Below are 11,232 nucleotides of genomic sequence, written 5' to 3'. Positions count from 1 at the left end.
CCCGCGCGCAGGTCACCCGGCCGCTGGTCATGCCGACCGAGATCATCAACCTTCCCAATCTCACCGGCTACCTTCGTTTCGGGCGCGATCTTCCGGTGGTCCGATTCAGGGATCGGTATCGGCGCTTCGAAGCCGCGCAACCGGGGTTTGTTGATCGCACCGCCGAGCCTGTCCGGATCACACCGATGGACGGGAAAGGCGCCGAACAGCACGAGCTTCCGCTGGAAGAGCCGCGTCCTTTTGTCCCGCCTGCGAAGAGTGACGAAGACACCGAGCCATCCAGTGCCGAGCCCAAGCTGCCCACGGCAAACCCCGGTCTCATCGGGCCGCGTCGTAACGAGGGGGCCTGTTCGCTGCGGCAGCAGAGCCGTCCCGGCAAACCGCTGCGGCCTTCGCGGCCCGCTTAAGTCTCCCCCAGATAAGGATACGATTCCATGCGTGATGATCCTCGCGACAGCTCTGCCGCCAATCCCAACCACGAGGCTTCTGGCAAGCGCAAACCTGCCGATTTCGCGCCGCTGACGGTGCGCATCTCAACCGCTGTGCGCATGACCGGGATCGGGCGATCGAAGCTTTACGAGCTTATCGCCGCCGGGGAGATCGAGATCGTCAAGATCGGGTCCGTTACGCTGATACCGGTGGCCAGCCTTCAAGCGTTGATTGTGCGGCATCGGAAGTGAACGGAGCCCGCATTGTGCGCTTTGGGGCTGAAAGTGGGACTTACTTGCCGTTCTCAATCGTGGTGGCGAACCGCAGCTTCTGTAGAAAGCGGAACACCAAGTGTCCGTCGGTCTCGTAGTACCCTCGGATCGCACCTCGCTCGCTTCCCCAAATTAGCCATCCGGTCACGGCTCGCTTGAGCCCACACCCAAAACTTGAATGACGTGACAGATGGCGCTCAGCACTTCGCCAAAGCTGCTCTAAGTGCTTGCGTTCCTGTGCAAAGTCCAATTTCCCGGAGAAACCGAGTATGGTAATGCTCCCGCATGCCCAGCTTCGCACACAAAAAAATCGTCGAGAAGATCCAGAAGATCGACGAGCTACCGTCTGATGATGCGCAATACTTGCAATGGGTCGGCGCCGGTCAGCACCTGAAGTTCCTCAAGCAGAATGCCATCGCTGACGAGACAGTCATTTACGGGTCCGGCCCCTACACGTTCATTCATTCAATCGTGGTGCCGGATGAAGCGCTAAAGGCCGCATCGCAGGATGACGTGCTGCGATGGAGCTGCAATCCTTATGTCAGCATCGCCAGCTATGTCTCCGGCGGTGGCCGCAGGGGGATGTGGATCGAGCGGGATGACCATCGCCGGGGCTCAAAGGCGCTTGATCAGGGGCGCGATCTCATTTTCGCGCGCACGTTTGAGGGATGGAGCGGCGACGGGCGCGACTACATCGAAGTCAATCAAGAATACACACATCTGACGGGTGTCCACTGGCGACCCGAGGAAAATGCCTATTGCCGCTTCGATGATCACGGTGACCTTCGGCACTGTGCATCCGTCACGCTAGGTCGCAGTGGCGAAGAGGTACGGCTAGTCTCGTTTACCTGGGAAGAGCTAGAGGAATACCTGACCATCGCACGTTGCTCGCTTGTGCGCATGTTCGACTTCACGTTGCTGAAGCACAGCGAATTCAATGGCTGGCCAGACAACATCGATGACGTGGTCCATGTCGATTCCGCCGATTTCTTCTATCGGCAGCGTCACTGCGGACGCTGTGCCTACACGCGCGGTATCCAGATCATGCGCCCGCGCCGTGGCGCTGACCAGGTCTTTCAGGGGGTGACGGATGGCTGGAGCGGGAACAAGTCCAAGCAGTACGTTGAGTTCATTGCGCATGATTGGCGCAATGAGCGACTGGCCAAAATTTCCACAGACCCGGCAGCGACGACCAATTATTTTCAGGCGGAGGGCAACGATCTGCCGTTCGAGCTATCCCCGGCCTTCTTTCGGGCCGAGGTGCTGTCAAAATACAAAACCGACCGCGAAAAATACACAATCAAAGACCGTGAAGTGAGTTGCCGGGCGGCATGGCACCTGCGCGGCTACGACGTGAATGAGGCGGGTCAGGTCCATGCCTATATCTGCGATCTGCGTGCCCTGCCGTACACGGAGCAGCTGCACTGGCTGGCCTTCAACGTCGAGCCACAGGCAGGCATCTCGGAGCGCGCCATCATCAATGACTTCCAAGGTGACTTTGTAACGTTCCGGCACCCGCGCGAGGAAGTCATGTCCATTGTCCGGCGATGGAGAGACCGCAAGGTTGAATGGTGGAAACTGCGTGATTCCGATTTGATGGATCGGGCCAACATTCCGCTGACGGCGAGCAAGGATGAGTGGGCCGAAGCCGTCATGGACCTCACGAAGCTTGTCGTCGAAGGCTTCGAGACAAAGCCCCTGCGTCAGCGCCTTGACCGGTTATCGGTCGAATACACCGACAGTGACCGCACGCTGGCATTGTTGGAAAAGCTCCTGAATGTCGGCCGCCACCGGGATGAGCAGATGAAGCTGTCGGGGCTGCGGGAGGCGCAATGGCTGCGGTCGAAGTTGCAGGGCCACGCAAGAGGCACCGAAGCGGCGCAAGCGGCAAAGGACGCCATCGCTAACTTCGGCAGCTTCAAGGACCATTTTTCGGACCTGTGCACGCGGATCGCTGCGGAACTGCAATCGATCGAGTCCCAATGTGAAGCCGAGCTGTGACGGAACGCGCCGCCATCTTTGATTTTGATGACAATGCGGAATGGGGGCCGCGCTTATGGGAGCTTTTGCGCCCCTATCTGCCAGGCAACATGGCCCAGATTGTCGGGGCGGCAGAGCCTGAATTCATCGAGGATGCAGCGGACGTCGTGCTGGCGCATGCGGATAAACAGGTTCTCTCTGCGGTAATGACCGACTGGCTTCGGTCCCAGCGGATACGCGGTTACCATGGCACACGCGTCAATGCCGACGAGCTGGCGTCTATTCGCCGAGACGGCCTTCTGCCTCTCAGGGTCCAGCAGCGTACCGAGCGTCTGCAACGCGCCTTGAGCCAGCATCCCCGATGGGACGAGGTTGCGCACACATTGCCAGCAGCGTTAGAGCTATTCGGCCCAGGAATGCGCTCTGGTAGGCGCGAAGGGCAAGTGCATCTGACGGTCTCGCGGGCAGGCCTCGTGAACGGATTCAATCATTACCTCAAGGAAGGCTCTGAGTTCGATTGGCATGTCTCGCACCATTTGCTTGGTTCCGAGGGCCAGGTCCTAATGGCAGCGGACGGCGATGCGTACCTCATTTCACTGCTGGTTCCAGGCGATGCTGCGCTTACAGCATGCAATCGCTTCGGCATGCCGACGGATGGCTTTCCGAACTTGGTCTACGACCTATTCCGTGTTTGGAGCTATTGGCTGGGGTACCCGGATTACCGTGCGTCCCGCCTCAAGCTCGATTGCGGGATGGTTTTCTCAGACATAGTCCCTGTGTCCTGGGTAGACCGTGTCGAGAAGATCGACATGATCTAGGCCTACTGCCGAGGCGGCTGGTTCACGGTATTCAATCGGCAGCTTCTGTCAGCAGTGGACATTCGCCGTGGACGATCGCAATGACCGGGTCTGGTCGGTAGCGCCGCCAACCGATTTTTGTGAGTTGAGTTCTGCATCAAAATTATCCGGCCTTGACTCAAGCCAGAACCCGTGTGCTCTATTGCACAATTTCGCTGCGTGCTAAAACTTAGTCAGAATTAGCACGTAGCATTAATTATTTAAAATAAAACGGAAGAGTATCTATGGCGCTTAAACCAGGACCAAAGCCGATTGCAAAGTCAACAGGGAAGCCGGATCAGCGGCGCCGTGACAACAAAACTACGCCAGGCAATACACCGGAACTAAAGCCTAGCAAATCTAGCAAGCCCCCCAAAAAGAAATGAAAGAGGTGAATCGTTGATTTGGGCTTCTACCCCGAAGGGCGATCACTTCTATGTTGGATGACGGGTCTTGGGGCAAAAGGCCGGTTAGGTCTTACTAAGGCTAACCCTTTTGGTCGAGGCCACCAGGGTATGAGGTCGCAATGCGGCTGGCTTCCGTGTGCGGCAAGGGAAAGCAGACGATCCGCTCCCGAGGAGCGCAAATTGGCGGCTGAGCGGGCGGCAAGGGGCGACCGTGGCAAGTGGATCCATGTTCTTGAAAACGCGTTCTTCCACTCCCCATATGTACCACCTCGCCCCGGGAAGTTCACATGGCGACTATCGAAATACCTTGCAACTTCGTCGGCCGCTTTAAGGTCGGCGACAATCTCTCGTACAACTGTCGTGTCCTCTGCGATCTAGTCGAAGCGAACGAGGACGCCTGCTTTGCCAAGATGATCGTGCTGCAGGCTGGCGCGATACTCGAGGCTGCCATGATTGAGGTCATCTACCGCGCTCAGCAGTTCTGCCTCGAGGGTGTCCCCAACATTGTGGAGGATGACCGCCTCAAGATCGAAGATACAAAGATTGAGAAATTCGCGATCGCCATCGACATCCTGCGCAAGTACCAGGTCCTGGATGCGGCGGGCGCCGACATCTATGAGGAGATGCATCGCCTGCGCAAATACCGGAACAAAATCCATATCCAGGAAATGGTGAAAATCGTCGACGCGCCTGACGACGAGGATGTGCTCTTCACCGATGAGATCGTCACTTGGTCGCTTGCGCTTTTGCGCCGGGGGCTGGAGTTCTTAAGCACTGACCTCTCGCGGCCACAGCATATCCAAGGCTATGTTGCCGCGCTTTACATTCCGACCTGACTGCAATCAAACCCAAACCAGTTCATGCGCTGGTCGCCGCCTGACACCAAACTGTAAAGTCGTGCAGGAAGGTACCCTTCAAAGCCCGACCCGGCAGACGCCCCAAGTTGGTTGCGAGTGGCCGGAATCGCAACGTCCGCTCCTAAAGCGCGAAAATCAGCGCCTGAATGACTGAAATGGGTCGGCAGCCGACACCACGCAAACGCCAGCATTCGGTGCTGAAGGCTGTAAAGCAGCTGTCTCGCATCCACCTCTGTCCGGCTCTGGTTGGCATGGACGGGGGCCTGGGACGTAGGCTCTCGGCTTAGTCGACGTGATCTCGAATACGCACACTCAATTTATCGCCATCTGAGGGCAGTTCGTCGAAATTGGCTGATTTGGGGGTGGATTTGGGGGTGCCGGATTGAGCTTCTAGAGCTTTTTTATAATCAATTGCAGTATGATACGAGGGTTGGGCCAATCCCTCCTCCGCTACCATTTTTCACAGACCTGTTTTCCATACCGGCAAGGGCGCCGGTGGATGCTGCGCGCGCGATCTGAACTACCGCCTGCCCTGCATTCCCTTTGCGCCTGCCAGCTTGCCCCTGTCAGCCGTTCGCGCTGCCGCTCCAGCGGCAGCGCGGACTGCGGCGTAAAAATGATGTCTGGCAACATTTCGTTACGGTTTCGAACGAGGCGCGAAATGGAGGTTTCCTTATCTGGCGGAAACAACGACCACATAATGGAGATCGCCATGATTTCGGCATTCCTTCTGGCCATTGCAGGCCTTTCCGCGGCCCCTGCCCCTGCTGACGCATTTCCGGCCTACGGCGCCGATACGGTGAGAAGCCTCAAGGGACATCCGCCGCTTCCCGCTCCGGCCAAAACGGCCAAAGCGGCAGCAGCGCAGACCAATTGCCACCCCGAACCGACCAAGGGCCGGATCTGCCGCCACAATATCGTGCAGGCCAAGCAGGAGCGCCGGAATGCGCCTGCGCTGGCGGAAGCCGCGGGCAGCAAGGCGGGGGAGACCATGCAGTGATGCCGCTGCGCATGGCCCTGGCGAGTTGTCTCGCGCTGGGGTGGGCCGGCTCCGCGGCAGCTTACGACGAACTGCCGCGCGGGCTCGCCAAACTGACGCCTGCCGACGTTGCCGAGCGCATTCACGTCGACGACGAGGCCCTCGAACCGCACATCGTGGTCTCGACGCAAAAGGCCTGGGAACGCGGACGCAGCATCGACGGGGCCCATGCCAGCGACGTTCACATGCGCGCCCTGGTGGACCGCCAGAGCGGTGCGGTACGGTGGCAGGTCTGGCACGAACTGATCTACCCCAGCCGCCGGCCCGAAATGGTCGGCGTCAACTACCAGGCCGAAGGACGCCTGAAGCAGGCCGGCATCCTCGTGGCGGAGCATTGGTCCGACGACTGCCCCGGCGTGGATGACGTACCCGCGCCGTGCAACAAGTATGCGCGCTTCGTTTTCGAAATCCCGGGCTCGGTGGTGGAAGAAATCGCCGGAGCCTATCGTCCCGAAAGCCGCGATCCCTGGCGGCTTCGCTTCAAGGACGAAAACGGCGGATCGATCACCGGCGGCCTCGCCCCTGCCGAAGCGGCAGGGCTGCTTCAGGCCGTGGAGCGGATACGCTCCCGCAGCGGTGATTGAAGCGCTTTCCGGTGAAAGTTCAGGGCGCGGTTTGCCGGACTGCGCCCTCGCACCTATATGATGGCAAACCAGTGCAAAGACGATGACGCTCGCTCCCCCACTCAGATCCCCCCACGATTCGATGATGACGCCCCCCACCATCCTGCTGGTTGAGGACGACGGCGCCTTGAGGACATTGACCGCGCGCGCCTTGCGGCAGAGCGGCTTCAATGTGCTGACCGCCGCGACCGGTGCGGAAATGTGGGTCACGCTCAAGGAGGCGTTCGTCCAGCTCATCGTGCTCGACATCATGCTGCCCGGCACGAGCGGTTTCGATCTATTCCGCAAGCTGCGGCGCGAAAGCGACGTGCCGATCATCTTCGTCAGCGCGCGAGGCAGCGAGGAAGACCGGGTGCTGGGCCTCGAACTCGGCGCAGACGACTATCTCGCCAAGCCTTTCAGCACGCGCGAACTTGCCGCCCGCGTCAGCGCCGTCCTGCGCCGTGGCGGAGGAAGCGAGATCGGCCTGGACGGAAGCGCCGACGGACGCGCCCCGGACATCATCCGCTTCGACGGGTGGCAGGTTTCCCTGGCCCGCCGCGAACTGCGCTCGCCCAGCGGCGCAATCGTGGATCTCACGGGGGCCGAATTCGATCTGCTTTCCACTTTCCTCGGCTATCCGCTGCGCGTGCTCGGGCGCGAGCGGCTGATGGAGCTTTCGCGTTCCCGCATCGGCGACAGTTCCGACCGCAGCATCGACGTTCTGGTCAGCCGCCTGCGCCGCAAGCTGCAGGCCGAAGGCAGCGAACCGCCGATCGTGACGGTGCGCGGCGTGGGCTACATGTTCAAGGCGGAAGTGACCCGCGACTGATGGCCGGACGCCTCGTCGCGATATTCCGGCGTCTCGGGCTGCCCGAGCGGCTGCTCGGCATTCTCCTGCTGGTTATCGTGGTCGACTTCCTGGCCAATTCCCTGCTGTTCGACCGCGCCAACTCGTTCGAACTGCGGCGCGACGATGCGCAGCGCATTGCCGAGAACCTCGTGCTGTCCACCCGAATGCTCGAACGCGCCCCGCCCGGCGAGCGCGATGCCCTTGCCGGGGCGCTCAGCACCGAACATTTCACGCTGGACTGGACGGCCCCCGAAGACCGGCGGCGCGGCTCGCTGGGCCTTGCCAACTTGCGCGCGCAAGTGGTCGAGATCGAACCCGAACTGGCCTATGCGGATCTGGAGCTGCATCTGGAGGAGCTGCCGGGCAAGGGCAATATCGGCGGCTCGCTCAAACTTGCCGACCGCAGCGTCCTGCGCTTCCACACCCATGCCCATGCGGCCTGGACACTGACTGCCGGGCGGATCATCAGCATGTTGCTGCCCACCCTGCTGCTGATCGTGCTTGCCTGGGTCCTGCTTCGCACGACACTGAAACCGCTGCGAAACCTGATCGGAGCAACGCGGCAGCTTGGCTCCGGCCCGCTCGAACCGGTGCCCGAGCGCGGCCCGGACGAGTTGCGCAGCCTGATCCGCGCGCTCAACGAAATGCAGCTGCGCATCCATAAATCGCTGGTCGACCGCACCCAGACGATGCTGGCGATCGGCCACGACCTCAAGACGCCGCTGTCCCGTATGCAGCTTCGCTTGGACGACAGCGCCGTCGCCCCCGAAGTCCGCGAAGGGCTGGCGCACGACATCGACGAAATGCGGATGCTGCTCGAATCCCTGCAGGCCTATGTCGACAGCGACGGACGCAATATCCGGCCCGAGCGCATCGATATCGCCGTCATGGCCGAAACGCTGGTCGATACCGCTGCGGACCATGGTGCCGATGCGGCCTATTCCGGCGCTTCCCATCTTGAAGTCTATGTAAGGCCGGTTGCGATCCGGCGGGCCCTGTCGAACCTCATCGAGAATGCCATCCATTACGGCGGCAGCGCCCGGGTTCATGTGCGCCAGGATGGCGGTGCCGCCGAGATCGTTGTCGAAGACAATGGCCCGGGCATTCCGGAAGAGCGCATCGCCGATGCCCTTCAGCCTTTCGTGAGGCTCGACACCTCCCGCGCCCGCGATACGGCCGGAATGGGCCTGGGCCTTCCCATCGTGCGCAAGGCCGTGCGCATGGAGCATGGCACGCTGGACCTTCGCAACCGGCCGGAAGGCGGCCTGCGCGCGACGATCAGATTGCCCCTCGCGCCTGCCTGACACCAAAGCGCGATGAGCTTGACTCATCGCGCTTTGGTTAAGCCCGTGCGGCGCTTGAGCATTTCCAAGGCGTGATGCGTCAGCATCTCAGCGCCTTGGCATGAGCCCCTGCTCCGCACCTGCTGCGCCGCAGCAAGATTTCGTTACACACGCGAACAACGGAAGAAAACCGGCCTGCCTACCTCTTGGGCAATCCCGGCGGCATCGGGCCCCGGTCGATAATGACCCGCAGAAAGGTAAGCGACGTGAACGAATTGATCGGCCGCGTTTTCCATTTCGAAAAATCGATATTTCCCGCACACGGCGAACTGTTCGGCAAGCTGACCACCCATGGCCAGGAGCCCAAGGCGCTGATGATTTCCTGCGCGGATTCGCGCATCGTGCCCGAACAGATCATGCAGGCCCAGCCCGGCGATCTGTTCGTATGCCGCAATGCCGGCAATATCGTCCCGCCCTACGCCACCATGAACGGCGGCGTGACCTCCACGGTCGAATATGCCGTCGCTGCCCTCGGTGTGCGCGACATCATCGTGTGCGGTCATTCCGACTGCGGCGCGATGAAGGCGCTGAGCGATCCGGCCGGCCTGGAAACGATGCCCAACGTCGCCGCCTGGCTGCGCCACGGAGCGGCAGCCGAACATATCGTCAGCTCCTGCCACGGCGACCTTGACGGCAAGGAGCGCGTCCGCGCGATCAGCCTCGAAAACATCATTGTCCAGATCAGCCACTTGCGCACTCATCCTGCGGTGGCGGCAGCGATCGCGCGCGGTCAGATGACCCTGCACGGCTGGTTCGTCGATATCCACGCCGGTCAGGTTCTGGGCCTCGACGGGGACAGCGGTGAATTCGTGCCGCTGCGCGAAGGCCGCGATCTGCCGGTCGCGCTGGCCGCGCGCACGCGCATTGCCACCGAGTTCGCGGAGGCCGCCGAATGAGCGCAACGCTTGCAGCTCCAGGCGAGGCAGGCCGCGGCCTCTTCGCCCATTTCGGCCGTGACTTCACGGCCTCCATCGTCGTGTTCCTCGTGGCCATGCCGCTGTGCATGGGCATTGCCATCGCCTCCGGCGTACCGCCGGAGAAGGGGCTCGTCACCGGCATCATCGGCGGCATCGTCGTCGGCCTTATTGCCGGTTCCCCGCTGCAAGTGAGCGGCCCTGCCGCCGGCCTTGCCGTCATCGTCTTCGAATTCGTGCGGGAACATGGGCTCGAAGCCCTCGGCCCGGTTCTGCTGCTGGCCGGTGTGTTCCAGGTTGTCGCCGGGGCCCTCAAGCTCGGCGGCCTGTTCCGGGCGATCAGTCCGGCTGTCGTTCACGGCATGCTCGCCGGCATCGGTGCGCTGATCGTGATTGGCCAGTTCCACATCCTGTTCGATGAAAAGCCCCTGTCCAGCGGGCTCGAGAACATGGCCATGATGCCCGCACGCGTGCTCGGCCTCGATTTCGGCGATGCCGCCGCGACGGAACTCGCGCTGACGCTCGGCCTGCTGACGATCGCCGTGATGATCGGCTGGGAAAAGCTGCGACCCAAATCGCTATCGCTGATCCCCGGAGCCCTGCTCGGCGTGATGGCGGCGACTCTGGCCGCCTGGACCATGGGCCTCGATGTCGCCCGCATTCAGGTTCCCGAATCGATCGGCTCGGCCTTCGCTCTTCCGACGTCCGCCGGGTGGTTCGCGCCGCTGGCCAATCCCTCGCTTATCGTTGCCGCGCTCGCCATCGCTTTCATCGCCAGTGCCGAAACGCTGCTTTCGGCGGCCGCGGTGGACCGTATGCACGACGGCGTGCGCACCAAGTACGACAAGGAACTGAGCGCCCAGGGCGTCGGCAACCTGCTGTGCGGCCTGGTTGGCGCGCTGCCGATGACCGGCGTGATCGTGCGCAGTTCGGCTAACGTGCAGGCGGGAGCGAAAACCCGGCTTTCGGCAATGCTGCACGGCGTCTGGATCCTGGGCTTCGTCGCCCTTCTCCCCTGGCTGCTGGCCGAAGTGCCGATGGCGGCGCTGGGCGGCGTGCTGGTCGTCACCGGCTGGAAGCTCGTCAGCCTCAAGCATGTGCGCCACTTGTTCAAGGCACACGGCTTCCTTCCCGCTGTAGTCTGGGCCGTGACGTTCATTCTTGTCGTCACCACGGACCTGCTCACCGGAGTGCTGGTCGGCCTGGCGCTGACGGCCATCGAACTGCTGCCGCACATGAAGGAACTGCGCCTCAAGGTGCACCAGCATGACGAGGAAGAGGAAACCCGGCTCGAGATCCACGGCGCGGCGACTTTCGTCGGCCTGACCAGGCTCAATGCCGCCCTTGAGCGCCAGCCGGAAGGACGCCCGGTCCACCTCGACCTCGGCAATGTGAAGGCCATGGATCACACCACGGCGGAGACGCTGGGCGAATGGATCCAGCGCCGCCGCCAGAGCGGCCATAGCGACCGCGTGACCGGCGATCCGTCGGTCCTGCGCCCGCTTCCGCTCGGCAGCTAAGCCCCGTTCATCTGGAGGCCGGGCACCCTCACGTCCGGTCCCCCCTACCTCCGGGCGGACTCGCGAAGGCAAGTCCGCCCGGCTTTCTGTCCAGTGGTTCGCCAGAGCGGACGCCAAAGCGGATAGCGGAAACATTTCGTCACAAGCCAGCAAGCGAGCCGACAACCGTTCCCGGTAGGC

The 11,232-nt window shown here is 61.9% G+C and carries 12 protein-coding genes; 11 read left to right on the top strand and 1 reads right to left on the bottom strand.

The window, feature by feature from the left end:
- From NN5_RS26760 to NN5_RS04670, 5 genes are all read left to right on the top strand, one after another.
- Positions 1-407 (top strand): type IV secretion system DNA-binding domain-containing protein (locus NN5_RS26760; protein WP_373280322.1); only part of this gene is annotated, 407 nt, incomplete at its 5' end.
- Between the two features lie 27 nt (positions 408-434).
- Positions 435-680, top strand: a complete 246-nt coding sequence (locus tag NN5_RS27245) for a helix-turn-helix domain-containing protein (protein WP_157081007.1) — start codon at positions 435-437, stop codon at positions 678-680.
- A 306-nt stretch (positions 681-986) separates the two neighbouring features.
- Positions 987-2,702, top strand: a complete 1,716-nt coding sequence (locus NN5_RS04680; protein ID WP_067732849.1) for a hypothetical protein — start codon at positions 987-989, stop codon at positions 2,700-2,702.
- On the top strand, positions 2,699-3,499 hold the full coding sequence (locus tag NN5_RS04675) for a hypothetical protein (protein WP_067732848.1): 801 nt from the start codon (positions 2,699-2,701) through the stop codon (positions 3,497-3,499). The genes NN5_RS04680 and NN5_RS04675 overlap by 4 nt, the downstream gene beginning before the upstream one ends.
- 712 nt (positions 3,500-4,211) lie before the next feature.
- On the top strand, positions 4,212-4,760 hold the full coding sequence (locus NN5_RS04670; protein WP_067732847.1) for a hypothetical protein: 549 nt from the start codon (positions 4,212-4,214) through the stop codon (positions 4,758-4,760).
- A 471-nt stretch (positions 4,761-5,231) separates the two neighbouring features.
- Here NN5_RS04670 and NN5_RS25630 read toward each other — a convergent pair whose 3' ends face one another.
- Positions 5,232-5,495 carry a hypothetical protein gene (locus tag NN5_RS25630; protein WP_157081006.1) on the bottom strand — a complete coding sequence of 88 codons (264 nt, stop codon included), beginning with the start codon at positions 5,493-5,495 and terminating at the stop codon, positions 5,232-5,234.
- On the opposite strand from NN5_RS25630, the gene NN5_RS04665 reads away from it, so the two are divergent.
- The 6 genes from NN5_RS04665 (at position 5,494) to NN5_RS04640 (ending at position 11,052) form a co-directional block, all read left to right on the top strand.
- Positions 5,494-5,781: a hypothetical protein gene (locus NN5_RS04665; protein WP_067732865.1), complete on the top strand. Its 288-nt coding sequence runs from the start codon at positions 5,494-5,496 to the stop codon at positions 5,779-5,781. The two genes, NN5_RS25630 and NN5_RS04665, sit on opposite strands and share 2 nt — an antisense overlap.
- The gene (locus NN5_RS04660) at positions 5,781-6,404 is read left to right on the top strand and encodes a hypothetical protein (RefSeq protein ID WP_067732846.1); all 624 of its coding nucleotides are present in this window, start codon (positions 5,781-5,783) and stop codon (positions 6,402-6,404) included. The genes NN5_RS04665 and NN5_RS04660 overlap by 1 nt, the downstream gene beginning before the upstream one ends.
- Before the next feature lie 124 nt (positions 6,405-6,528).
- Positions 6,529-7,254 (top strand): response regulator transcription factor, encoded by a 726-nt coding sequence (locus tag NN5_RS04655; protein ID WP_067732864.1) that lies wholly within the window; start codon positions 6,529-6,531, stop codon positions 7,252-7,254.
- On the top strand, positions 7,254-8,579 hold the full coding sequence (locus NN5_RS04650) for an ATP-binding protein (protein ID WP_067732845.1): 1,326 nt from the start codon (positions 7,254-7,256) through the stop codon (positions 8,577-8,579). The genes NN5_RS04655 and NN5_RS04650 overlap by 1 nt, the downstream gene beginning before the upstream one ends.
- A 245-nt stretch (positions 8,580-8,824) precedes the next feature.
- Positions 8,825-9,514 (top strand): carbonic anhydrase, encoded by a 690-nt coding sequence (locus NN5_RS04645; RefSeq protein WP_067732863.1) that lies wholly within the window; start codon positions 8,825-8,827, stop codon positions 9,512-9,514.
- Positions 9,511-11,052, top strand: a complete 1,542-nt coding sequence (locus NN5_RS04640) for a SulP family inorganic anion transporter (RefSeq protein WP_067732844.1) — start codon at positions 9,511-9,513, stop codon at positions 11,050-11,052. The genes NN5_RS04645 and NN5_RS04640 overlap by 4 nt, the downstream gene beginning before the upstream one ends.
- Positions 11,053-11,232 lie beyond the last annotated feature (180 nt).

Origin of the sequence: Novosphingobium naphthalenivorans NBRC 102051 (assembly GCF_001590985.1) — a bacterium.
GTDB lineage: Bacteria > Pseudomonadota > Alphaproteobacteria > Sphingomonadales > Sphingomonadaceae > Novosphingobium > Novosphingobium naphthalenivorans.
The sequence above is the reverse complement of the archived record's forward strand: the minus strand, read 5'-3'. Positions and strand labels throughout refer to the sequence as shown.

Bases quoted from the DNA above. Each gene is read 5' to 3' on its own strand.
- NN5_RS27245 (WP_157081007.1), top strand. From the start codon at position 435: ATGCGTGATGATCCTCGCGACAGCTCTGCCGCCAATCCCAACCACGAG.
- NN5_RS04680 (WP_067732849.1), top strand. From the start codon at position 987: ATGCCCAGCTTCGCACACAAAAAAATCGTCGAGAAGATCCAGAAGATC.
- NN5_RS04670 (WP_067732847.1), top strand. From the start codon at position 4,212: ATGGCGACTATCGAAATACCTTGCAACTTCGTCGGCCGCTTTAAGGTC.
- NN5_RS04665 (WP_067732865.1), top strand. From the start codon at position 5,494: ATGATTTCGGCATTCCTTCTGGCCATTGCAGGCCTTTCCGCGGCCCCT.
- NN5_RS25630 (WP_157081006.1), bottom strand. From the start codon at position 5,495: ATGGCGATCTCCATTATGTGGTCGTTGTTTCCGCCAGATAAGGAAACC.
- NN5_RS04660 (WP_067732846.1), top strand. From the start codon at position 5,781: ATGCCGCTGCGCATGGCCCTGGCGAGTTGTCTCGCGCTGGGGTGGGCC.
- NN5_RS04655 (WP_067732864.1), top strand. From the start codon at position 6,529: ATGACGCCCCCCACCATCCTGCTGGTTGAGGACGACGGCGCCTTGAGG.
- NN5_RS04650 (WP_067732845.1), top strand. From the start codon at position 7,254: ATGGCCGGACGCCTCGTCGCGATATTCCGGCGTCTCGGGCTGCCCGAG.
- NN5_RS04640 (WP_067732844.1), top strand. From the start codon at position 9,511: ATGAGCGCAACGCTTGCAGCTCCAGGCGAGGCAGGCCGCGGCCTCTTC.